Origin of the sequence: Priestia megaterium (assembly GCF_041941685.1) — a bacterium.
GTDB lineage: Bacteria > Bacillota > Bacilli > Bacillales > Bacillaceae_H > Priestia > Priestia megaterium_C.
In genome coordinates this window covers 1,334,618-1,357,237 of record NZ_CP130958.1, presented here as the reverse complement: position 1 = coordinate 1,357,237, position 22,620 = coordinate 1,334,618, and the positions used below count along the sequence as shown (strand labels likewise).

The 22,620-nt window shown below is 38.1% G+C and carries 23 protein-coding genes and 1 pseudogene; 8 read left to right on the top strand and 16 right to left on the bottom strand.

Annotated elements, in window-relative coordinates:
- Nucleotides 1–142 precede the first annotated feature (142 nt).
- Nucleotides 143–697 carry a peptide deformylase gene (gene def, locus Q5794_RS07095; RefSeq protein ID WP_013056051.1) on the top strand — a complete coding sequence of 185 codons (555 nt, stop codon included), beginning with the start codon at nt 143–145 and terminating at the stop codon, nt 695–697.
- 28 nt (nt 698–725) lie between these two features.
- Here def and Q5794_RS07090 read toward each other — a convergent pair whose 3' ends face one another.
- Nucleotides 726–1,508 carry a Cof-type HAD-IIB family hydrolase gene (locus Q5794_RS07090; protein ID WP_374988926.1) on the bottom strand — a complete coding sequence of 261 codons (783 nt, stop codon included), beginning with the start codon at nt 1,506–1,508 and terminating at the stop codon, nt 726–728.
- A 549-nt stretch (nt 1,509–2,057) separates the two neighbouring features.
- On the opposite strand from Q5794_RS07090, the gene Q5794_RS07085 reads away from it, so the two are divergent.
- Nucleotides 2,058–2,267, top strand: coding sequence for a DNA-dependent RNA polymerase subunit epsilon (locus Q5794_RS07085; protein WP_013056049.1), 210 nt, complete (start codon nt 2,058–2,060; stop codon nt 2,265–2,267).
- A gap of 5 nt (nt 2,268–2,272) precedes the next feature.
- Nucleotides 2,273–3,940 carry a ribonuclease J1 gene (gene rnjA, locus Q5794_RS07080; protein WP_013056048.1) on the top strand — a complete coding sequence of 556 codons (1,668 nt, stop codon included), beginning with the start codon at nt 2,273–2,275 and terminating at the stop codon, nt 3,938–3,940.
- A gap of 43 nt (nt 3,941–3,983) precedes the next feature.
- Here rnjA and Q5794_RS07075 read toward each other — a convergent pair whose 3' ends face one another.
- The 3 genes and pseudogenes from Q5794_RS07075 to Q5794_RS07065 all read right to left on the bottom strand — a co-directional run bounded on the left by Q5794_RS07075 (nt 3,984) and on the right by Q5794_RS07065 (nt 8,355).
- The gene (locus Q5794_RS07075; protein ID WP_013056047.1) at nt 3,984–4,646 is read right to left on the bottom strand and encodes a TrkA family potassium uptake protein; all 663 of its coding nucleotides are present in this window, start codon (nt 4,644–4,646) and stop codon (nt 3,984–3,986) included.
- A 152-nt stretch (nt 4,647–4,798) separates the two neighbouring features.
- Nucleotides 4,799–6,604, bottom strand: a complete 1,806-nt coding sequence (locus tag Q5794_RS07070; protein ID WP_192996960.1) for an ABC transporter ATP-binding protein — start codon at nt 6,602–6,604, stop codon at nt 4,799–4,801.
- 15 nt (nt 6,605–6,619) lie between these two features.
- A pseudogene (locus Q5794_RS07065) lies at nt 6,620–8,355 on the bottom strand (ABC transporter ATP-binding protein).
- Nucleotides 8,356–8,697: 342 nt separating this feature from the next.
- Here Q5794_RS07065 and Q5794_RS07060 point away from each other — a divergent pair.
- Nucleotides 8,698–9,854 (top strand): IS3 family transposase gene (locus Q5794_RS07060; RefSeq protein WP_374988241.1). Its coding sequence is split into 2 segments (ribosomal slippage): nt 8,698–8,968 and nt 8,968–9,854, totalling 1,158 coding nucleotides; the frame shifts between segments, so codons are not numbered across the junction.
- A 102-nt stretch (nt 9,855–9,956) separates the two neighbouring features.
- Here the strand turns inward: Q5794_RS07060 and gnd are convergent.
- The 3 genes from gnd to Q5794_RS07045 form a co-directional block, all read right to left on the bottom strand.
- Entirely contained in the window at nt 9,957–10,853 is an 897-nt protein-coding gene (gnd, locus tag Q5794_RS07055; RefSeq protein ID WP_043979562.1) for a phosphogluconate dehydrogenase (NAD(+)-dependent, decarboxylating), read from the bottom strand.
- Nucleotides 10,854–11,040: 187 nt separating this feature from the next.
- The gene (locus Q5794_RS07050) at nt 11,041–11,487 is read right to left on the bottom strand and encodes a redoxin domain-containing protein (RefSeq protein WP_214985606.1); all 447 of its coding nucleotides are present in this window, start codon (nt 11,485–11,487) and stop codon (nt 11,041–11,043) included.
- A gap of 102 nt (nt 11,488–11,589) precedes the next feature.
- Complete coding sequence (locus tag Q5794_RS07045; RefSeq protein ID WP_014461006.1) at nt 11,590–12,138, bottom strand: peroxiredoxin; 549 nt, start codon at nt 12,136–12,138, stop codon at nt 11,590–11,592.
- A gap of 356 nt (nt 12,139–12,494) precedes the next feature.
- Between Q5794_RS07045 and Q5794_RS07040 the strand changes: the two genes are divergently transcribed.
- Nucleotides 12,495–13,358 carry a mechanosensitive ion channel family protein gene (locus tag Q5794_RS07040; protein ID WP_013082282.1) on the top strand — a complete coding sequence of 288 codons (864 nt, stop codon included), beginning with the start codon at nt 12,495–12,497 and terminating at the stop codon, nt 13,356–13,358.
- A 35-nt stretch (nt 13,359–13,393) separates the two neighbouring features.
- Here Q5794_RS07040 and Q5794_RS07035 read toward each other — a convergent pair whose 3' ends face one another.
- From Q5794_RS07035 to Q5794_RS07010, 6 genes are all read right to left on the bottom strand, one after another.
- On the bottom strand, nt 13,394–13,639 hold the full coding sequence (locus tag Q5794_RS07035; protein ID WP_013056040.1) for a YkuS family protein: 246 nt from the start codon (nt 13,637–13,639) through the stop codon (nt 13,394–13,396).
- 56 nt (nt 13,640–13,695) lie between these two features.
- Nucleotides 13,696–14,823 carry an N-acetyldiaminopimelate deacetylase gene (locus Q5794_RS07030; protein ID WP_214985600.1) on the bottom strand — a complete coding sequence of 376 codons (1,128 nt, stop codon included), beginning with the start codon at nt 14,821–14,823 and terminating at the stop codon, nt 13,696–13,698.
- Between the two features lie 144 nt (nt 14,824–14,967).
- Nucleotides 14,968–15,687, bottom strand: a complete 720-nt coding sequence (dapD, locus tag Q5794_RS07025) for a 2,3,4,5-tetrahydropyridine-2,6-dicarboxylate N-acetyltransferase (RefSeq protein WP_013082280.1) — start codon at nt 15,685–15,687, stop codon at nt 14,968–14,970.
- Between the two features lie 129 nt (nt 15,688–15,816).
- Complete coding sequence (locus Q5794_RS07020) at nt 15,817–16,695, bottom strand: LysR family transcriptional regulator (protein WP_013056037.1); 879 nt, start codon at nt 16,693–16,695, stop codon at nt 15,817–15,819.
- Nucleotides 16,696–16,794: 99 nt separating this feature from the next.
- The gene (gene cbpB, locus Q5794_RS07015; protein WP_013056036.1) at nt 16,795–17,250 is read right to left on the bottom strand and encodes a cyclic-di-AMP-binding protein CbpB; all 456 of its coding nucleotides are present in this window, start codon (nt 17,248–17,250) and stop codon (nt 16,795–16,797) included.
- 382 nt (nt 17,251–17,632) lie between these two features.
- Nucleotides 17,633–17,869: a YkuJ family protein gene (locus Q5794_RS07010; protein WP_013056035.1), complete on the bottom strand. Its 237-nt coding sequence runs from the start codon at nt 17,867–17,869 to the stop codon at nt 17,633–17,635.
- A 280-nt stretch (nt 17,870–18,149) separates the two neighbouring features.
- Between Q5794_RS07010 and Q5794_RS07005 the strand changes: the two genes are divergently transcribed.
- Nucleotides 18,150–18,386, top strand: coding sequence for a glutaredoxin domain-containing protein (locus Q5794_RS07005; protein ID WP_013056034.1), 237 nt, complete (start codon nt 18,150–18,152; stop codon nt 18,384–18,386).
- A gap of 41 nt (nt 18,387–18,427) precedes the next feature.
- Here Q5794_RS07005 and Q5794_RS07000 read toward each other — a convergent pair whose 3' ends face one another.
- From Q5794_RS07000 to fadH, 3 genes are all read right to left on the bottom strand, one after another.
- On the bottom strand, nt 18,428–18,898 hold the full coding sequence (locus Q5794_RS07000; RefSeq protein ID WP_374988925.1) for a DUF3993 domain-containing protein: 471 nt from the start codon (nt 18,896–18,898) through the stop codon (nt 18,428–18,430).
- 156 nt (nt 18,899–19,054) lie between these two features.
- Nucleotides 19,055–20,266 (bottom strand): EAL domain-containing protein, encoded by a 1,212-nt coding sequence (locus tag Q5794_RS06995; protein ID WP_013056032.1) that lies wholly within the window; start codon nt 20,264–20,266, stop codon nt 19,055–19,057.
- Between the two features lie 105 nt (nt 20,267–20,371).
- Nucleotides 20,372–21,136 carry a 2,4-dienoyl-CoA reductase gene (gene fadH, locus Q5794_RS06990; RefSeq protein WP_374988924.1) on the bottom strand — a complete coding sequence of 255 codons (765 nt, stop codon included), beginning with the start codon at nt 21,134–21,136 and terminating at the stop codon, nt 20,372–20,374.
- A gap of 171 nt (nt 21,137–21,307) precedes the next feature.
- Between fadH and Q5794_RS06985 the strand changes: the two genes are divergently transcribed.
- Both Q5794_RS06985 and Q5794_RS06980 read left to right on the top strand, forming a co-directional pair.
- Complete coding sequence (locus Q5794_RS06985) at nt 21,308–22,174, top strand: metallophosphoesterase (protein WP_192996953.1); 867 nt, start codon at nt 21,308–21,310, stop codon at nt 22,172–22,174.
- 145 nt (nt 22,175–22,319) lie between these two features.
- On the top strand, nt 22,320–22,613 hold the full coding sequence (locus tag Q5794_RS06980; protein ID WP_374988923.1) for a hypothetical protein: 294 nt from the start codon (nt 22,320–22,322) through the stop codon (nt 22,611–22,613).
- Nucleotides 22,614–22,620: the final 7 nt, after the last annotated feature.

The window sequence follows — 22,620 nt, the reverse complement described above, 5'->3', positions numbered from 1 at the left end:
ATTTTTTCTTATGCATGTTTTTCCATATGCTTGATACATATAATTAGTAGAAACATTTATGTGGTCAAGGTCGAGGTAATGACTTTTTTATACGGATTTGGTACACTTTATACCTATAAAATAGCCTAGGGAGATGTGAAAGTTGATTACAATGAACGATATTATTCAAGACGGACACCCAACGCTGCGAGAAGTAGCAAAAGAAGTACCGTTACCTGCTTCTGAAGAAGACAAAAAGATTTTACATAGCTTATTAGAATATGTAAAAAACAGCCAAGATCCTGAAATTGCTGCTAAATATGGACTGCGATCTGGTATCGGGCTTGCCGCTCCTCAAATTAATGTATCAAAACGAATGATTGGGGTACACGTTACGGATGAAAAAGGCAAGCTATACAGCTATGCATTATTTAACCCTAAGATCATTAGCCACTCAGTTGAAAAGACATACCTTACAGGCGGTGAAGGCTGCTTGTCTGTCGATCAAGATATCCCAGGATTTGTTCCTCGATATGCACGTATCACAGTAAAAGGCACAACGCTTGAAGGCGAAGAAGTGAAAATCCGTTTGAAAGGCCTTCCTGCTGTTGTATTTCAGCACGAAATTGATCATTTAGACGGAATTATGTTTTATGATTACATTAATAAAGAAAATCCATTTCAAGAACCTGAAAATGCTTTTCCATATGAACGCTAAAAAACGCGAGCTAGAGCTCGCGTTTTTCTTACTTTAATAATCCTACTAGCTCTAATCCGTGGAGAATACCATCTTCTGCTACATCTTTTGTAACAAGATTAGCAACTTCTTTCACGACTTCTTCCGCATTTCCCATCGCTACGCCATTTCCGACAAATTCCAGCATTTCGATATCGTTTAAGCCGTCTCCGAATGCATATACATCTTTTTTGTCAAAGCCAAGCTTTTCAATCATGGTCTTAATTCCTCGCGCTTTTGATCCACCTTTTGGCAGAACATCAGTTGAAAATTCATGCCAGCGAATAAAGTCAAATTTCTTAAATTTTTCTTCATAAGGAGCTTCTTCTCCCGCTGTACAGAATAAGAGGGATTGATAAATTTCACGCCCTTCGAAATAAGTAGGATCGTGGTGAGGGTGGGTAAATCCAATTTTCAGCGTGCTGATGCTGGATTCGATATAGTCATGAAACTCAATGTTTGATTTCATATCTTCATGATCCATGTATACGACAGGGTGGTCATGCTCAACAGCAAAAGCCGTTAAATCTTGAAGCTCTTCTTTATTTAACGGGTTTTTGTAAAGAACTTCTCCATTTAAAACAATGTACTGACCATTAAAGCTAATATATGTTTGAATATCCAACTCTTCACGCAGATCTTTGAACATAAAAGGAGCCCTTCCAGTTGCAATTGCCACTTCATGCCCCTGCTCTTTTAACAGCTGGACAGCTTTTTTTGTAGAAGCAGGCAGTTTTTTATCATGATCCAATAACGTTCCATCAATATCAAAAAAAATAATCTTTCGTTCCACGTTTATCACCTTATTTTTTATAATTTTTTATCTCTTTGTTAAGCCTTTCCAATTATATCAAACAAGCGCTGGTTTCTCTATAAATGGACGGTCCTATTTACATTTTCTCCATATTTAACCACGAGAAACCTCTCCCTTTTCATCATATAATAAAAGTACAGAGAGAGACAGGCAGGTATCGCAAAAAAACAAAGGAGCTGAAAAATCATGTTAAAAGATTTTCGAAAAAGGCTGCTAAAACGCTGGAATGAATTATTGCGTAAAAAAACGATGGCATAATCGATTTTTTCAGGGCTTTCTGTTGTAAAATTTGCAGAGTGTGTGTCTGCATCGTACAATGGAATAGCCCTTATTTTTTATACGCCCGGAAAATATAGTCTTGTATCCGTTTCCTATTAATATTATTCTATAATTAATTGACTTGTTATATTTAGATGACTAAAATGTAGTGAAAGCAAGTTTCTTTAGAAAATACATGAAATACATACACATTTTATAATATAATAAAATAAGTTATTTGAATTTCGGAATTAAGGAGAGATTTTTGTTATGATTTTTAAAGTTTATTTTCAAGAAAAAATGAGTGAAGTAGCTGTACGTGAAAATACAAAAACAGTGTATGTGAACGCAGATTCTGAGCGTGACGTTCGTAAAAAGTTAAAAGCGCGTTCAATTAATATTGAGTTTGTTCAAGCAGTGACTGGAGACTATCTAGAATATGAACAACAGCATGAAGATTTTAAAGTATTGGAGATATGATGAAAATGAAATTTGTAAAAAATAATCAAACGGCAGTTTTCGCCCTGGGTGGACTAGGCGAAATCGGTAAAAATACGTATGCCGTACAGTTTCAAGATGAAATTATTCTTATTGATGCAGGAATTAAATTCCCTGAAGATGAGCTTTTAGGAATTGACTACGTTATTCCTGACTACAGTTATTTAGTAAAAAATGCAGATAAAATCCGTGGCCTTTTCGTTACACATGGTCATGAAGATCACATCGGCGGAATTCCTTACTTATTAAGAGAATTAAACATTCCTATTTATGCAGGGAAATTAGCCCTTGGGCTTCTTCGCAACAAATTAGACGAGCATGGGTTGCTTCGTACAGCTCAGCTTCATGAAATTACTGAAGATGACGTAATTAAATTCCGTAAAACATCGGTAACGTTCTTCCGCACAACTCACAGTATTCCTGATTCTTACGGAATTGTGGTAAAAACACCAAACGGACAAATCGTACATACAGGAGATTTCAAGTTTGATTTTACACCAGTGGGCGAACCGGCTAACTTAACAAAAATGGCTGAAATCGGTAAAGAAGGCGTTCTATGCTTGCTTTCAGACAGTACAAACAGTGAAATTCCTAACTTTACGATGTCTGAGCGCCGCGTAGGTGACAGCATTCATGACATTTTCCGTAAAGTAGACGGCCGTATTATTTTTGCAACGTTTGCTTCAAATATTCACCGCTTACAGCAAGTAGTGGAAGCAGCCGTATTGCATAACCGTAAAGTTGCTGTATTCGGACGCAGTATGGAAGCAGCTATTGAGATTGGCCAACAGCTTGGATATATTTCATGTCCAAAAGATACGTTCATTGAGCCTTCTCAAATTAACCGAATTCCAGCTAACCGCGTGACTATTTTATGTACAGGCAGCCAAGGTGAACCGATGGCAGCGCTATCTAGAATTGCAAACGGTACTCATCGCCAAATTCAAATTATCCCTGGAGATACGGTTGTATTCTCATCTTCACCTATTCCAGGAAATACAGTAAGTGTTAGTAAAACAATTGATATGCTATTCCGTGCAGGAGCAGAGGTTATTCACGGTGCGCTAAACGATATCCATACTTCTGGACACGGCGGACAGGAAGAGCAAAAATTAATGCTTCGTTTGATGAAACCAAAATACTTTATGCCAATTCACGGTGAGTATCGCATGCAGAAAATGCACATCAAACTTGCAACAGACTGTGGAGTTCCTGAAGAAAACTGCTTCATTATGGATAATGGAGAGGTGCTAGCCTTAAGTGACAGCGAAGCTTCAGTAGCCGGCAAAATCCCTTCAGGCTCTGTATATATTGACGGAAGCGGAATTGGTGACATTGGAAATATCGTACTTCGTGACCGCCGCATTTTATCTGAAGAAGGTCTTGTTATTGTGGTTGTAAGCATCAATATGAAAGACTTCAAGATCGCTGCTGGTCCAGACATTATCTCTCGTGGTTTTGTTTATATGCGCGAATCTGGCGACTTAATTAATGATGCACAGTCCCTCATTACAAAACACTTGAACAAAGTGATGGAACGTCGTACGTCACAATGGTCTGAGATTAAAAATGAAATCACAGACACATTGGCTCCATTCCTTTACGAAAAAACAAAGCGCCGTCCAATGATTTTACCAATCATTATGGAAGTTTAATAAAAGAAAAAGAGCGGATGCAATTGCATCTGCTCTTTTTTTATTAAGCACTGGCAAATTTATTTTCGAAGCGGTTGATATCTGCATCTGCTCCAATAACAATCAACACGTCCCCTTCTTGAATCGTTTCGGACGCCTGAGGAGAAACGATGATATCTCGATCACGCTTAATGGCTACAATGTTAATGCCATATTTCGCACGAATGTCTAACTCAATCAGCGTATTGCCAGCCATTCTTTTGCTCGCTACTAATTCGACAATGCTGTGCTCTTCAGATAGCTCTAAATAATCTAGCACGCTGTTTGAAATCATGTTATTGGCAATCCTTCGTCCCATATCTCGTTCGGGATGCACGATAAAATTGGCGCCAATTTTTGATAATACTTTGGCATGATAATCATTTTGCGCTTTTACCGTTATTTTTTCAACGCCCAGCTCTTTTAAAATAAGGGTCGTCAAAATACTTGCCTGAATATTGTCACCAATAGCTACGATAACATGATCAAAATTACGAATTCCTAAACTTTTTAGAACCCCTTCATCCATTGAATCGCCTACTACTGCATGCGAAGCAACGTTAGCATACTCATTTACCTTTTCTTCATCAATATCAATCGCCAGAACTTCCATTCCTTGATCGCTTAATGTTTTACAAATACTTCCTCCAAATCTACCTAATCCGATGACTGCAAATTCTTTTTTCATTTGAATTCCTCCATTATGTACAGGAAAAAATCTGAACTAAGGTTATTTTACCACAATTCTTTTGCATCAACCTCATTTTCCCGTTAACACTTATATCTCTTTACTATTTCTCACTCTCATAGAAAAACAGAAGGATTAGCTCCCTCTGTTTTTTAAGCTGTAGCATGGGTTTGAACAAGGTAATAATATACGCCTTTTTGCTGCATTAGTTCCCCGTGATTCCCTGTTTCAATAATGCTTCCGTGATCTAATACAATGATGTTATCTGCCTCTCGTATAGTAGATAACCGATGAGCAATCATGATGGCAGTTCTGTTTTTTAACAGCGTTTTAAGCGCCTGTTGAATCTTCACTTCTGTTTCTGTATCGATGCTTGCTGTCGCTTCATCTAAAATGATAATACGAGGATCAGCCAACAGCGTTCGAGCAAATGAAATCAGTTGACGCTCTCCCACGGATAAGACGTTTCCTCGTTCTTCTACTTCCGTATCATAACCTTTTTTCAGACGCTTTATAAAATCTGCAGCCCCTACCGCTTCTGCGGCCTTAATCACTTCATCATCGGTAGCATCCGGTTTTCCAAACCGAATGTTTTCCATAATGGTTCCTGAAAAGATAAAGGTTTCTTGCAGCACAATACTAATTTGCGCTCTTAAACTCGCTAACGTAATATCTTGAATAGGCATATTATCAATTAAAATCTGCCCTTCGTTCACATCATAAAAACGGGTGATTAAATTAGCAATGGACGTTTTTCCAGATCCAGTATGCCCCACTAAAGCAACCGTCTGGCCTTCTTTTATTTCAATTGATACGTTGTTGAGAGCTTTCCGCTTCCCATCATAAGAAAATGAGACGTGCTTGAACTCGACTTTTCCCTTCATATCCTCTAAAGACGTAGCGGTTTCCAAATCTGCGACGAGAGGTTTTTCATCTAGAAATTCAAAAATACGCTCGGATGAAGCCATTCCCATTAATAATTGATTATACACTTGCCCTAAACGAGAAATCGGTTCCCAAAACATTCCAAGATAAAAAGCAAATGATACAAAAATACCAATTGTTAGCCGTTCATCTTGAATAAGTACGGCCCCGAACCAAATTAAAATAGCCGTTCCGACAGCATTTGTGAGTTCTACAAACGGTCGAAACATGGCATTTTTTCGAGTAGCTTGCCTCCAGCTCTCGTAATTTTCACTGTTTATGCGCTCAAAAAACAGCATATTTTCTTGTTCTTGAGCAAATGATTGAGTGACGCGGATGCCTTGAATACTCTCATTTAAATGTGAATTTAATACTGACTGCTTCATACGAACAACTTGCCACGACCGACGAATTCTTCTTCTCAGCTTTGTGGAAATCAAGAACATAATCGGTAAAATGACTAAAACAGCACATGTCAAAGCAGGACTGAGAGAAAATAATATAACTACAATCCCAACTAACAATAAGAGGTCCATAAACAGGTTAACTACCCCGTTGGTAAATAGATCTTGAAGAGAGTTAATATCATTCATAATCCTTACAAGAATAGAGCCTCCTGAACGCGTATCAAAAAACCGGTGCGACAGCCCTTGAACATGCGTAAATAAATGTTTTCTTAAATCATATATAACATGCTGTCCGAGTTGGTTCATCCATTTAATTCGAAAGACATTCGAAATATAAGATAGGACATACAAGCTAAAGATTATGAAAACTAACTGCATGAGCAGCGTGCTATTCTTATCTTTTACAGCGTGATCAAGCGTGTAGACACCTATCAAAATAGGAATAGCGAGTCTAATGACCGTCGTGATAATGACCATAAGAAACGAGAAAGGAAGCAAGTTTTTTCGATATGGATGAAGATAATGAAACAAGCGGGCCATTTGCTTCCAGTTAAACATCTTATCAATGATTTGATCTGTTTGATAATAAAAGCGCTCTCGCACAACTTTATTTTTTTCGGCTTCCATTCTATTCCTCCCTTGTTATACGTTCATCACCGACGTATTGCTTTCATATTGAATGTCATAAATATTTTTATAAATCCCTTGCTTTTGAATGAGCGTTTTATGGCTTCCTCGCTCTTTTATTTGACCTTCATGTAAGACCAAAATTTCATCGGCGTGTCGCAAAGAAGAAAGACGGTGTGCGATAATAAACGTAGTACGATTTTTCATCACTTCTTTTAAAGCCAATTGAATTTCTCTTTCTGTTTTCATATCAACGGCACTCGTCGCATCATCTAATACTAAGATGCTAGGGTTTAAGATAAGCGCTCGTGCAATCGCAATGCGCTGCTTTTGTCCGCCTGATAACCCCAGTCCTCTCTCTCCCAGCATCGTGTCATATCCATCTGGAAGCTCCATAATAAAGTCATGTGCCTGCGCTCGTTTTGCAGCATCAACAATATCTTCTCTAGAAATCCCCGGTACGCCATAGGAGATATTGGTCCCTATGCTGCTTGAGAACAAAAATGTTTCTTGAAGTACAAAGCCAATCTCTTTCCGAAGAACAGAGATTGGATACTCTTTAATCGGACGATGGTTAACTAAGATTTGTCCTGAAGTGGGTTCGTAAAACCTCGTAAGCAGCTGTGTTAAGCTTGTTTTGCCTGCTCCAGTTGCTCCGATTAAACCTACTACTTTTCCTTTAGAAGCAGAAAATGATATGTTCTCAAGCGACTTTTTTCTTCGTTTGGATAGGATAAGCTAACATGTTGAAACTCGACCGTTCCATTAATAGAGAAACTTCCGGCATGCTCATGGACTTTTTCTTCTTCTTCTAAAATTTCTAGCAGCCTTTCACCTGAAGCTTTAGACTGTGAAAACATATTGATAACAAACCCTAGATTCATGATAGGCCACATTAAATAAGAGGTTAAGCTAAAGAAAGCAACAAGCTCACCCGGACGTACGCTTCCGTTCATAACAAGCGCTCCTCCGTACGCAAGGAGACCAACAATAGATAAGTTTCCTATAAACTCCATTAAAGGGAAATAAGTTGCCCAAACATTCGCGGTTTCAATGTTTCGATTTTTATAAACTCCATTGGAGTCGTTAAATTTAGAGGTTTGAAATTTCTCTCTTGATAATGACTTGACCGTTTGTATGCCGCTTATATTTTCTTGAACATTTGTATTAAGTTCCCCAAACGATTGGCGAATTAAGCGAAACGCTGGATGAACGCGTTTATCAAAACGATAAACAGCTACCCCCAAAAAAGGCAGCAGGCAGATTGTGACAAGAGTGAGTGAAATAGAGTAATAGAACATAACGGAAAAGCTGGCAGTAAGTAAAATAACGAAGCGAATTAATTCTGAGAAGCCAAAAGATAGAAAAAAACGAAATCCTTCTACATCAGCTGTCAGCCTGGACATCAAGTCCCCTGTTTTAGCATTGTCATAGTAAGAAAACGGTAAATACTGAAGTTTGCGGTAAAGTTTATTGCGAAGAGTATACACGGACTTAATTCCAAATAAGTCGCCGTAATATTGCTGAATATATGTAAAGATTCCTTTGACAATCATCAGCCCAATAAAAATAAATGCTACATTATCGACAAGCTGATATTGTTTTCCTAACACAATATGGTCAATCGTATATTGCAACACAATAGGGTAAATCACAGTGATGGAGGTTACAAACAACAAGCAAATAGCAGAATAAAAAAAGTACATTCGGTACGGCAGATAAAAATCTTTTAGTTTTTTAAACGTTTCCATATACCCCGTCCTTCCTTTAGCTAAAATGCGGCACACATATTTAAATATATCGGTTCCCGAAATAAATTACCATAATTTTTAGATATTTTTTCAAAAAAAGGTAAATAGTCATAAACAAGAGGCTGGGATATAACTAAATGAATCCCATCTAAAGACGAACAAATGGAATACATTAGTTGAACTGCTAGAAAGATCTACACAGACGAAACTATTCACCATAACAAAAAAAAGAACCACTAATCAAACATGGGACTGACCCTATAGAGTGAGACAAATAAAAAACACCTTTAAGTTAAAAAACGGGTATATACTACCTAACAATCACTTGGAGGTGTTTTTTCTATGGGGACAAGAGTTAGTTATCCAGCAGAGGTAAAGATAAAAGCTATTGAGATGAGATTAGCTGGTGTACCTGTCAAAGAAGTGCTTTCCCAATTAAATATTCGCAGTTACACCCAATTAAAAAGGTGGATGAGATGGTATAAAAATGGAGAAATGCATCGATTTGAACAGCCTGTAGGCAAGCAATACTCATATGGAAAGGGACCTGGCTTTAAAGACGAAATATCCAAATTGAAAGCAGAAAACCGGTATTTAACACAACAGATTGAGGTCTTAAAAAAGTACAAGGAATTGGAGAGGAAGTGGTCCCAGAAATCGTAGTGAACGTAGTGGAAGAGTTAAAAGATAAGATACCAGTCTATCAAATCTGTCAGTACCTTGATATCCCTCGATCGACTTATTATCGCTGGAGGCAACAGGAACAATCAGAACGGACAAAGAAAAAGAAATGGATGGAACAACAGATTGGTAAGCAGTGTCGTAAACACAAGTTCCGATATGGCTATCGAAAAATTACAGCATTACTCAATCGAACGATGAAGATTAACCATAAATTTGTACAACGTGTCATGCAGAAATACGGTTGGCAATGTCGCGTAAAACGAAAAAAACGAAAGCAAACAGGGCAACCTTATCAGGTTGCAGAGAATGTATTAAATCGTGAGTTTCAAGCTGATCGTCCTCTTCAGAAATTAGTAACTGATATAACCTACTTGCCTTTTGGACCTAAACAGTTGTATCTTTCAAGTATTCAAGATTTATTTAATGGGGAAATCATTGCGTATTCGATTGGTGATTATCAAAACGTAGAATTTGTCTTAGATACGTTAAGCCAACTTCCTTCTTTACCTAAAGGATGTACGTTGCATAGTGACCAAGGCTCTGTGTACACATCGCATCTCTATCAACAAAAAATCAAAGAAAGAGGCATTACTATGAGTATGTCCCGTAAAGGGACACCCGCAGATAATGCCTCCATTGAATCGTTTCATTCCTCGCTAAAGTCTGAAACGTTCTACCTCGACGAGTTAACATATACGACGACCACCATCGTCGAACAAATCGTCGAAAACTATATTACCTATTACAACAATGCCCGTATTCAAACGAAACTAAACAACCAGTCACCAGTACAATACCGGCAAATGGTTGTTTAAAAGGTGCTTTGATTCCTGTCTCACAAACAGGGTGCAGTCCCCATGTTGATCAATGGTTCTTTTTTCAATTCGTCTAAAATACGTTTGTTCCAGCCTCTTTTTTTATTGTTTTTCTACTGCATGTCCGCCGAACTCATTGCGAAGAGCGGCAACTACTTTACCTGTAAACGTATCGTCTTCAAGTGAGCGGTAGCGCATCATTAACGATAGAGCAATAACTGGCGTTGGCACTTGTAAATCTAAAGCTGATTCAACCGTCCATTTTCCTTCACCGGAAGAATGCATAACTCCTTTAATACTGTCAAGTTTTGCATCTTTTGAAAATGCACGTTCCATTAATTCGATTAACCATGAGCGAATAACAGAGCCATTATTCCATACGCGGGCTACAGCTTCATAGTCATAGTCAAATTCACTTTTCTCTAACACATCAAAACCTTCAGCAATTGCTTGCATCATACCGTACTCAATTCCGTTATGAACCATTTTCAAGAAGTGGCCGCTTCCTGCTACACCTGAATAGAGATAGCCGTTTTCTACGTTAATGTCGCGGAAAATAGGTTCGATTGTAGCAAATGCTTCTTTATCTCCCCCGATCATCATACAAGCGCCGTTTCGGGCACCTTCCATTCCGCCGCTTGTTCCGACATCAAAGTAGTGAATTCCTTTTTCAGCAGAAGCTGCAGCACGTCGTACAGAATCTTTATACTTGGAATTACCGCCTTCAATAATCATATCTCCTTCTTCAAGTAGTTCTTGGAGCTCAGAAATTACTTTTTCTGTGAGCTCCCCAGCCGGAACCATTACCCAAGCAATGCGTGGTTTTTCTAATTTGCTCACTAATTCTTTAATGGAAGAAGCTCCTTCTGCTCCCTTTTCTGATACTTTCTGTACGGCTTCGTTGTTCACATCGAATGCTACCACAGAATGATTATGATCTAGTAAATTCAATACTAAGTTTGCTCCCATTTTCCCTAAGCCAATCATGCCTAATTTCATATGTAAATTACCTCCTATAGTAAGTTTCGTATCATGTTGTTAGTGTTAGTATGGTGTAAACTCACAAGAAAAAATCCACATTTTTATATTTCCTTTATCAGTTACTTCCTACACACAAAAAAGAAAAACATTCGATGCAAGTTCTACTAAGCATCGAATGCTTTTCACCTGTTACAACTGCCTGTATTTAGTCGTTCTCGCCTAATACACGATTCACGCGCTTTTCAAGCATTTTCATACCGCTTCCACCAGCTTGGAAGTGGCGTAGCTGACCTGTTTTGTCAAATACATAATATGCCGGTACATATTGATTTTCAAATGCATCCGTTAATTTATGCTCACTGTCTACAAAAATTGGCTGCGTAATATCATGTTCTGCTGCTACTTCTTTAATTTTTGATAAGTCTAAATCATCTTCAGAGCGTGGCATGTGAACTGCTACTACGTTTAATTGATCTTTGTACTGGTCGCGAAATTCATTTACTTGAGGCATTGCTTCTTTACATAAATGACAGCTCACTGACCAAAAATGAATAAGCGTTGGCTTTTCGCCGATTAGCTGCTCTTTTGTAACCTCTCCGTTTAACCATTCTGTAGCGCCCGTTAACTCAGGCATTGGCTGACGTAATTTCATGAATAAAAGCCTCCCTTATTTTCACTATTATTGACTATATGTTCTTTATTATCCGATGAAAAAAAGGCCTAACGTGGACGTTAGACCTTTTAAACGTTGTGCTTACGCGTTTAAAGTAGCTTGACCTGGTTTCCAGTTAGCTGGGCAAAGTCCGCCAGTTTGTAACGCTTGAAGAACACGTAAAGTTTCATCAACGTCACGGCCAATATTGTTGTGGTTTACAACTGAATATTGTAATTCGCCTTCTGGGCTGATGATGAATAAACCGCGAAGTGCTACACCTTCTTCTTCAATTAAAACGCCGTACTCACGAGAAACAACGTGATTTGTATCAGCTGCTAATGGATATTTAAGATCACCTAAACCATTATCTTTACGATCAGTGTTGATCCAAGCTAAGTGTGTATGGATTGTGTCTGTAGAAACACCGATTACTTCTGCGTCAAGATCTTCAAACTCATCATAACGGTCAGAAAGTGCAGTGATTTCTGTTGGACATACAAATGTAAAGTCCATTGGATAGAAGAATAATACTGTCCATTTGTCATTTTTAATATTTTCTTCTAAGCTAACTTTACCGAATTCTTTGTTTGATAATACAGCTTCCATTTCAAAGCGTGGAGCTTGTTTACCTACCATACGTTCTGGCATACATGATCCCTCCAAATAATTATTAAATGAGAAAATGTATAAAACATTCTCACTTATGTACTGTTATAACGGTTTTCATTATAATGGATATTGTTTTTTTAGTCAATATTAATTAAGAATGAATTTAAACAACATCTTATAATGGTAACATAGTTGTTATGCCCGCCTTTAGGGCAAATTAAACTCTGACTTCAGCAAAAAAATGCTATAAAAGGGTTGCATTTATTTACCTTCTCAGTTTAGCATGTCTAATATCGGGAATAAACAAATGTGCTCATACTCTTACAAAATCTTTTCCGCAGAATAAATTCCCACTTATTAATATTGAAACAGAACATAGGAAGGATGAACAACTAATGTTTAAGATGCAAGACATCAACTGGGAACAGCTTCTTACCAATGCTGGAGTTATTGTGTTAAAACTCATTGCCATTACCATTGTATTTTTACTTGTACGAGCAATTGGTAAAAAAGTTATTGAACGTTCCTTTGAAAAAATGAGTGAGCGCGAAAATGCTACGCGCGGACGTATGCTCACACTCAAAAGTTTAACCGTTAATGTGTTTTCATATGTACTTATTTTTATTTTTGTCGTTATGCTGCTTGAAGCAGTAAATATCCATGCCACAGCTCTATTAGCTGGTGCCGGAGTTGTGGGTCTAGCAATCGGGTTCGGTGCTCAAGGACTGGTTAGCGACGTTGTAACAGGTTTCTTTTTACTTCTTGAAAAACAGCTTGATGTTGACGACTATGTAACAACCGGAAGTTTTTCAGGAATTGTCGAATCAGTAGGTCTTCGTACTACTCAAATTCGCGGATTTGATGGAACTCTGCACTATGTGCCTAACCGTGAAATTACAAGCTTAAGCAATCATTCCCGAGGCAATATGCGCGCGTTAATTGATATTGGCATTTCGTATGATGATGATATTGACAAAGCTATTTCCGTACTAGAAAAAGTATGCGAGCGCGTTGCTGCAACAAATGAAAACATTGTAGAAGGACCAAACGTGATAGGAGTTCAAGGTCTAGGCGCATCAGACGTTGTGCTTCGTGTAGTTGGCAAAGCTAAAAACGGTGAACAGTGGGGGATTGAACGTCAGCTTCGCAAAGAGTTTAAAGAAGCGTTTGACGCAAACGGTATTGATATTCCGTTCCCTCATCAAGTAAATATTGATAAAAAGCAGCCTGAAGATGCCAAGCAGCCTCAGCATGCATAAAAAATAGCCGAAGGATTTATTCCTTCGGCTTTCTTTTATCCCTGTACCTTGTTGCCTACTTGCTGACAAATTTCTTCTGCCGTTAATCCGCTAGCTGTAATAACTGAGCCTTGCGTTACTGCATCAGAAATCCCCATTACGTTTGAATCCTGTCCTGTTACAACACAGCAATCGCACCCTTGTGCATCACTTTCGTTGCGTAATTGTACCACTTCATGTCCGAGCTGCTGAAGTGCAGCCTGTACATCTGTTAAACCGTATTCTACACCAATTCGTGCCATCGTTGCCCACCTCCTCATGGTATTAATTTAGCCATAAGGAAAAATGATTATACGATTTATTGATTGCCTTTATGTTCAAAATATTTTGTAATAAGTGAAATCGCAATATCTATTGCGCCTTCGTTAGGCTGCAGCTTGGCATGATGAAGCCCATATTCAGACTGAACGCCAAGCCAAAACATAAATCCAGGAATATCTTTTAGCATATAGCCAAAATCTTCTCCTGTCATTGCTTCTTTGCACTCAATGACATCCACGTCCGTTTGCGCTTTGGCAAATTCCATGAACTCTCGCGTGACTTTATGGTGATTATATACTTGATGATACATACAACCATAATCAATGGCTGTTTCACACTGATATCCTACTTCTACTCCTTTAACAATCGCTTCAATTCGTTCTTTAACACGCGTCATTGATTCAGGAGATAGCGTGCGAATGGTTCCTTCTATGCGAGCTCGCTCCGCAATAATATTTTGAACCGTCCCGCCTTGAATTTTCCCTACTGTAATTACAGCGCTGTCTAGCGGATCAACGTTGCGAGCAACAATAGTTTGAAGCTGTGAAACGAGCTGACATGCAGCAACTACCATATCATTTGTTGTATGTGGATAAGCAGCATGCCCGCCTTTTCCTTTTAAATCGATAAATAGCTCAGACGTGTTAGCAAATAGTAACCCTTCCTTCAGCGCAATCGACCCAACCGGATATTCAGGCGCTACGTGAAGGGCGAAGATGAAATCTGGAAGCCATTCTTTCATGATGTCGCTTTGGAGCATTGGCTGTGCTCCTCCTGGACCTTCTTCTGCAGGTTGAAAGATGAACAGTACATTATCTTTGATTTCATGCTGAGCAAAGTAAGTCAGTACGCCTAACCCAATGGCCATATGCATATCATGTCCACAGGCATGCATGAGTCCTTCATGCTGTGATTGAAAAGAATAATTCGTTTCTTCCGTGATAGGAAGACCGTCAATATCTGCTCGGTAGCCTATTGTTTTAGTTGGATTTGTACCATGTACTTTGACAAAGATTCCTGTTTTCCACGTCTTTACTTCTAAGCGCTCTTGCGGAAGAGTGTTAATATAATCAAGCAAAAAACGCTGTGTTTTCACCTCTTGAAACCCTAATTCAGGAATTTTATGTAGCTCTCTTCTTATTTTCACAAATTCATTTTCAGCCATGTGTATGTCCTCCTCACGAAATAAAGAAGAAAGCGTGGTTGCCCACGCTTCCAACTTGTCCATATGATACGTTTAAGGATTCAGTATCCCAATCGCTAAAACCTATTAATTCAGCAAAGAAAAAGCGCAAACTGATCGTTTTTCTTATTCTTCGTTTAATTGACGCAATTCTTGCTTGATTTCTGTTTTAGACTTTGTTTTTTCGTCAATTTCTTTAATAACGCGAGCCGGCGTACCTGCTACTACTGTGTAAGGAGCTACATCTTCTACCACAATTGCACCTGCAGCAACTACGGCACCTTTACCTACTGTTACACCTTCAAGAACAACAGCATTAGCACCGATTACTACATCATCTTCTACTACAACTGGTTTTGCAGAAGGTGGCTCAATAACACCAGCTAATACAGAACCTGCGCCGATGTGACAGTTTTTACCTACTGTTGCACGACCACCAAGTACTACGTTCATGTCGATCATTGTTCCTTCACCGATCACAGAGCCGATGTTAATAGATGCACCCATCATAATAACAGCGTTGTCGCCGATTTCAACTTGATCGCGAATAATAGCGCCTGGCTCAATACGAGCTTTAATTCCTTTCATATCTAATAAAGGAATCGCAGAGTTGCGGCGATCGTTTTCAATTACGTAGTCTTCAATTTTTCCTTCGTTTGCTTCAATAGCAGCTTTGATTTCTTTCCATTCACCAAATACTACACCTGTGTTGCCCGTTACGAATGTTTTAGAAGATGAACCAAAGTCAATTCCTTCTACTTCACCTTTTACGTAAACTTTTACCGGTGTTGATTTTGTGCTGTTTTGAATAAATGAGATAATCTCATTAGCATCCATCATTTTCATTATGTATTCCTCCTAAGTAAGCAATGTCTCATTTAATGTAACAAAATGCTTTCACAATGACAAGCATCATTATCGTTTTAATAAAAAGATAACGATTGCAAATAAAAAAAGCGAGCATCTGAGCTCGCTTTAGACCGTTTCTCTTACATATTCACGTACAATATCAACGAATGCTCGAACTTGCTTCAGTTTAAACGCTGATTCATATCCAACTAAAGAAGTGTCTCGCGTAATTGGCTCTCCATTTGCTTTCAGAAGCGGCGTCCGGTGAATATGGCTTCCAGCTTCTTTAATAGCAATCGATGGTAAAATAGCGAAGCCAAGACCATTTAAAGCCATTTGCTTACACGTCTCAATCTGATCCACTACAATCGTACGCTTCGGTGTAGTATGAAACTCTCGATGCCACCATTCTAAAATTTCTTGATAATACGTTGAGTCACTTTTAAATTGAATAAATGGTCGATGAGTATTTACTACTTCCGCTGCCCTTTCAATTTCTGAATCAACTAGGTAAAGAGGATCTGTAAACAAATGTTCTTTGACACCTTTCCAATCCGGATTTCCGCGTATGATTCCAATATGTACCTCATCTTCGTACAGATAGCGAAGCATTTCACTGCTCCAGCCGGTTACAAGAGAGATTTTAGCATGTGGGTAACGATCCATATAGCGTTTTAACACCGCCGGCAGCCAGTGCTGTCCAATAATCGAAGCCACCGCTAATTTGAGTGTACCATATACTTCATTATCTAAATGATGCAAGTCCTCACGAACCCGATCTTCTTTTTCTACCACTTCTTTTGCAAATTGAACAATCTTTTCTCCAGCAGGCGTTAATGACAGTCCTTTTTGCGAACGAATGAAGATTTGTGTATCCCATGCTTTTTCAATGGTTTGCAGCCTCTGTGATAAAGCTGGTTGCGATACAAATAATCTCTCTGCAGCTTTTCTCATATTTAATTCTTGAGCTAATACAACGAGCATTCGACATTCTATTAATTGCATTCAGTTATTCCTTTCAAGCCTCTTTTTACTTTCATTTTACCTTTATCATATAAGAAAAAAACGGAGAAAGATAGGCTGAAACACGATTTCTTAAAAAAATTATTGAAATGACTCCTTCGGGAGAATGATGGACTGCCTTCTTAATGACTTTAACAAATTTCTTCGTGTTAAAATCCCTTCAAAAATGCCATCTTCATTCTCTACGCACAAAAAAGGATGGTTAATCATGGCATTTATGACTTTTAATACGGATTTTTTCATGGAGACACGAGGAACATTTTGATTCATAACTTCTTCTACTTTCATGGTTTCTAATCGTTCGAATTCAATGCGTTTTAATCCTAAAATCGAATCTAAAATAAGCGTCATGCTCACGAACCCCTGTAGCTGAAACCTTGGATTTAATACGGGAATGGACGTATAGCCAGTCTTTGTTAACACAAGCAAAGCATGTTCTAAATTATTTCCCACTTGAACATGAGCAACTTTATCAGAAGTGACAAGCAAATCTCGAAGTTCAATTTGATTTAACTGATTGTGATCAATATCAATCATTTATACATTCTCCTTCCATTTCTCATAACTTCCACGTGTGTAAAGAGAAAAAGAACAAGCTACAAAATGAAAATAGCTTGCTTACGTAAATGCGAACCTTTAAGAGGGAATAGAAGCAGACACACTCGATGTTCTCCCTTATATGTTAAGTCTAGATTTTTTTAAAACAAGTGTCAACGAAAGTTCATAATTATCTGAATTTTTTATTTTATTTTTTTTACAGCATTCGACCCGTTCCTTCTATTTATCAGAAAATCCTCTATCACTTTGTCGATATTTCTCGAGAAAATAGGGCAGAAGCCACCGCAAAAACTCCATACGCAGTAACAAAAAAATGCCGCAAAGTATAAAATCCTTTGCGGCATTCGTTTTGCTTTATCCCTTAATGAATAAGTTCAAAAATTTCAATTGCAATCATATCAACGTTATCAAATTGATAAACGGCTGGCTTTTCACCATCTTGATATACTTCAAGTTCGTATGTTTCAGTTTTTGCATGATATTTCACGCTGCAAATTCTTTTTCCCTCTACTTCGAAGAAGCGTTGTGGCGCTTCACTTCCACTTGCTTGCTCACGGAGATTCACAAGACGAGTTAAAATACCTTGTAATTGTGACATATAATCTCTCCTTTCACCTATTACATCATTACGCATTCGACTTTTCTACAATATCAATTCAAATAAATACTTTATCTAAACTAATACTTAAAAGACACCATTTCACTATATGCCACATACTAAAAAAACACAAGTACTTTACGTGATTTTTCATAAGAAAATGCCTTATTATAGCGATATATGTCGTTTTTTATTATAATAACATAGCGATATACTATGTATCATACAAAACTTCATTCTACTTTAACACCATTCATTTTAATATAGGGAGGTGCTTTCATTGAGATCTATAGAGTTGTACACACAACCAGCTTGCCCACCTTGCGAAATTGTTAAACAGTTTTTACAGCACCATCACGTTTCCTATAAAGAATTTGACGTATCTAAAGATGCTTCTGCTCGAAAGCGAATGACTACTGAGTTAGAGTCTTATTCCACGCCGACCATTCGTGTTGACCAGGAAATTATCAGAGGATTTGACCTTCAAGCGCTTGAGAAGCTTCTTAACATCGGGTAACAGAAACACTCAAAATAAGCTTTCCTCGGCTATTTTGAGTGTTACTTACTATATATAAACTTTTGCACTTTCCATTTCCCCTGTTTTTTTACTAACGTGATTATTTCGTAATGATCTTGGTATCTTACCCGTTCATTATGCACAGCCGGAAAAAATTGATAGACATAAGCTTTGTTTTGGTCGGAATGAAGAGCTACCTTCGTGTGTTCATCGAAAGAAAAGAAAGGGATGTAATGTGTTAAATATTCAGGTCCCTCTCCGACATACCCTTGAGCTTTTTGTAAGAGAGCCTCATTAAAAAACACAGATGCATACTCATCATCTAAAAACAATTTCAGCTCACGAACAGCGTCTTGATTAGTATGGGCAGACGCAGCTCTTAGCTGAGCCTGATAAGCGTCCTGCAAATTTATAAAGATTTCATGCCTAATCTCTCCTGATACTTCTGCATGAACAGATTTTCCTGAGTACAAGACAATCAGCAAAAAGACAAGTAAGCATATTTTCTTCAAATTAAATCAGCTCCTTAACTTCTTTTTTATTAGAATTCCGAAATTTTCTCTGCCTATGCATATCTCTATAACCGACTGTCGTTCTCCTCTAAAAAAACATAAAAAACCGGCAACCGCTTTTGCTGGTTGCCGGTTTAACTTCAACTTATTTATTCTCTACAAAACGTCTCTTTCGTATAAAAAAGAATATGAAATATCAAGGAATATATAGTGCATATTATCAATCGGATATGAAAAAGTTCGGATATTCTCACCTGTTTCAATATCATTATACAAATCTGATAATATGCCTTTTTTTTCATAGCTCATTCGAATAATATTCTCAAGAAAATATGGGCGCCAGCTCCAATTTTTCTTTACATATTCAGGTTCAAGAATCCAATCCTCGTTTTTCTTTACATAGTTAGAAGACTTTTGAAATCCATTTTCATCGCAGATGTAAAGGCGAAAACACACGTTGGATAGTTCTTCTGCAATAACAGGCAGCATATCGTCATACGTTTCTAGCTTTCTGCACTTTGTCATTACCTGCTGCATTTTATCTTGAAAGCGTTCTGTCAGCTGGTAAACAGCAAGCAGCTTTTTCTTTTCGTGAGCGATATACATTTCAAAACGTTCCTTTAGTTTATCCTTTAAGATGTTCGGATCGACAAGTTCAGCAGCCGGCTTATGTAAATAATAACCTTGAAAATACCTGCCTCCGTTTCTCCATGCATATTGCAGCTGATAGGAGGCTTCTATATCTTCGTATAGAAGCGTAGCACCCATTTTTCTTGCTAACAGAGATAAAGAATACAATACGTCTTGATACGACTGCGCCATGTCCGTTTGTCTTAGAATATGTAAATCTACTTTTAAGATATCTGGTGAAAGCAACCCAATCCTGTCTAGATTACTACTTTCTTTTCCTATATTATCAATTGCAATCTTAATACCATATGTTTGATAATACTTTAGTAAGTGTTGAAGTGATTCCAAATCTCCACTAAAATTGTGTTCGGTAATTTCGAGAACAATTCGATCAAGAGATAATCCTTTATTTTCGAAAAGTTGCAATAATTCTAGCAAAGATTCTCCATGATCGTTCATTAATAAATTAGGGTTCTGATTAATAAAAATTAAAAATTGTTCTTCCTGGGTCAACATATGCTCGAGCGCTTGTGTTAAAACAGCATAATCAACTTCTATGCGATATTCATCCGGAATCGCATCATCATGAAAGAATGGGCCGAGACTTTCAATTTCCCCTTCATTTTGAAACCTCGCCAACACTTCATAGCCAATTACTCTATGTCCATCTGCACTAAAAATTGCTTGATAATACGGAAGAGTTTTCTCTATGTTTGTTAATACATCTAACGGGTCCACTCAACTCTCCCCTCTCCTTGTTCACTTTACGTTAGTATAATACGAATAGCATAATTTTGCTAGCCCTTCTCGGTTTGCTTTGTACTTTTTAGTGCGTATCCAAACTTAAAAAGGATGCTGATTTAGCCACTGTCCCCCGTCCATTGTGATGCATTCCCCATTGATATAAGACGCTTCATCGGAGAATAAGAAACTGGCTAATCCTGCTATTTCCTCAGGAGTTCCAAGGCGTCCTAATGGTACAGAATTCAATGTACACGCTTTCATTTTTTCTGACTCAAATAATTTATCGGCTCCTCCTGTTCGCTCGATTGGCCCCGGTGCAATCGCATTTACCCGTATACCATATTTCTTCCCCCACTCTACTGCGAGCGTGCGCGTCATGGTTAAAACTCCTGACTTGGCACAAGCTGAATGAATAACACCTGCTCCTGCGTTCCAGGCATATGTAGCCACAATGTTTGTAATGGCCCCTTTTGTACCTTTATCGATCCAATATTTCCCTACTGCAGAACTGCAATAAAATGTACCATTTAATACGATATTAATTACGCTGTTCCATCCGTTAATGGATAAGTCTTCAGCTGCACATATAAAATTGCCTGCAGCGTTATTAACTAAAAAATCAATTTGTCCAAATGCCTTGTCCGTTTCTTGAACCATTCGTTCCACATCTTCTGGGTTGCGTACATCCATTACCACTGAAAGTACCTGTCCATCAAACGTTTTAATTTCATTTTCTGTCTCTTGTAATCGATCGGCTGATCTACCTGTGATTACCACATGAGCACCTTGTTCTGCAAATCGCTTCGCCATATATTTTCCCATTCCACTTGAACCGCCAGTAACAATTACGACCTTGTTCTTCAATTTATCTTCCTCCCCAAAACATAAGTGTTTTACACCTATCATTTTACTATTTTTTCTGAATAAAGTGAAACTTTTATCTATTTAACTTAAAAGCAGACTTCTCGTTGTGATGATAAAAAAAACAATGCTATAATGAAAACTTGAAAACTATAAGGAATAGGTTGATTTTGCATGAAAAAGACGTATACAAGACGATCTTTTTTGAAAGGACTAGCGTCTATTTCGTTAGGGTCTTTGCTCACCACGTCTTTTGGGTATACATATGCCAAATATATTGAGCCTAGACGTCTGCAAATTGTTCGTCATACAATTACTTCTAAAAATATTCCGAAAAGCTTTAACGGAATAAAAATTTTACAATTTAGTGATATTCACCTTGGACTCTCTTACGATTTATTACAACTAGAACAGCTTATGGTGACCATAAATAACTTGAAGCCCAATATCATATTATTTACCGGAGATTTAATGGATGTACCTAATGAATACCCGCATCCAGAAAGAATTCCTCCAATTTTACAGAGGCTTCAGGCTCCTCTTGGAAAATATGCCATATATGGTAATCATGATCATGGAGGATATGGAACAAATATCTATAAACAAGCCATTGAAGACGCAGGATTTAGACTTCTAGTAAATGAAGTTGACACAGTGTCCATGCCTGATAAAAGCTACATTCATATTTGTGGACTCGATGATATTATGCTTGGGAATCCACAATATGAAGGAACGCTAGGACAATTACAGCCGGATATTTTTTCTATTGCTATGATTCATGAACCTGACGTTGCTGTCAAAGCAGCTCCTTTTCCAGTGGATCTTCAGCTCTCCGGCCATAGTCATGGAGGCCAAATTCAAATTCCTTTTTACGGTCCTTTGATTACACCGCCCTTTGGGACGGTATATCCAGAAGGAATGTACGAAGTTGGAGATTCTAAAATGAAGCTTTATGTGAATAGAGGCTTAGGAACCACTCGCATTCCTTTTCGTTTTTTAGCTACGCCTGAAATTACGCTTTTCACCTTGCAATCAACATAAAAACGCCCTTACAGGGCGTTTTTATGTTGATTGTCTTTTTTTAGCTGATCATGACCGCCTAATTCTAGTCTTAAAGAAATAAACCAGGCTCAAAAGCTTCCGTTCAGCCATACACTACAAAGACAACTGACAAGGAGGTTAAATTATGTACTATCAATATCCCTATACAGGATATCGTAATATTCCAAATGGTGACGAGCGCTTTTTTGGATTTCCTTTTGTTGCTGGCTTAGCTGGTGGGCTGCTTGGCGGACTAGCTGTTGGCGGTTTTGGAGGCAGACCTGGGTGCTGTCCACCACCTTATCCTTATTCAGTTCCGTTTTACGGCGGTGGATTTCCTGGAGGAGGCTACCCTGGTGCCGGCTATGGAGGCGGTGCTCCTGTTTATAACACATACTACGGACCTGGATACGGTCCTGTTGGTCCCATTCCTAGATAATAACATG

Excerpts from the sequence above, each read along its gene's own strand:
- Q5794_RS07050 (WP_214985606.1), bottom strand. The coding sequence starts at position 11,487 with ATGAAATTACGTCAGCCAATGCCTGAGTTAACGGGCGCTACAGAATGG.
- Q5794_RS06980 (WP_374988923.1), top strand. The coding sequence starts at position 22,320 with ATGTACTATCAATATCCCTATACAGGATATCGTAATATTCCAAATGGT.
- Q5794_RS07035 (WP_013056040.1), bottom strand. The coding sequence starts at position 13,639 with ATGGCACGAATTGGTGTAGAATACGGTTTAACAGATGTACAGGCTGCA.
- Q5794_RS07075 (WP_013056047.1), bottom strand. The coding sequence starts at position 4,646 with ATGAAAAAAGAATTTGCAGTCATCGGATTAGGTAGATTTGGAGGAAGT.
- rnjA (WP_013056048.1), top strand. The coding sequence starts at position 2,273 with ATGAAATTTGTAAAAAATAATCAAACGGCAGTTTTCGCCCTGGGTGGA.
- Q5794_RS06985 (WP_192996953.1), top strand. The coding sequence starts at position 21,308 with ATGAAAAAGACGTATACAAGACGATCTTTTTTGAAAGGACTAGCGTCT.
- cbpB (WP_013056036.1), bottom strand. The coding sequence starts at position 17,250 with ATGATTGATATTGATCACAATCAGTTAAATCAAATTGAACTTCGAGAT.
- Q5794_RS07070 (WP_192996960.1), bottom strand. The coding sequence starts at position 6,604 with ATGGAAGCCGAAAAAAATAAAGTTGTGCGAGAGCGCTTTTATTATCAA.
- Q5794_RS07040 (WP_013082282.1), top strand. The coding sequence starts at position 12,495 with ATGTTTAAGATGCAAGACATCAACTGGGAACAGCTTCTTACCAATGCT.
- Q5794_RS07045 (WP_014461006.1), bottom strand. The coding sequence starts at position 12,138 with ATGCCAGAACGTATGGTAGGTAAACAAGCTCCACGCTTTGAAATGGAA.
- dapD (WP_013082280.1), bottom strand. The coding sequence starts at position 15,687 with ATGAAAATGATGGATGCTAATGAGATTATCTCATTTATTCAAAACAGC.
- Q5794_RS07085 (WP_013056049.1), top strand. The coding sequence starts at position 2,058 with ATGATTTTTAAAGTTTATTTTCAAGAAAAAATGAGTGAAGTAGCTGTA.
- Q5794_RS07010 (WP_013056035.1), bottom strand. The coding sequence starts at position 17,869 with ATGTCACAATTACAAGGTATTTTAACTCGTCTTGTGAATCTCCGTGAG.
- Q5794_RS07030 (WP_214985600.1), bottom strand. The coding sequence starts at position 14,823 with ATGGCTGAAAATGAATTTGTGAAAATAAGAAGAGAGCTACATAAAATT.
- Q5794_RS07020 (WP_013056037.1), bottom strand. The coding sequence starts at position 16,695 with ATGCAATTAATAGAATGTCGAATGCTCGTTGTATTAGCTCAAGAATTA.
- gnd (WP_043979562.1), bottom strand. The coding sequence starts at position 10,853 with ATGAAATTAGGCATGATTGGCTTAGGGAAAATGGGAGCAAACTTAGTA.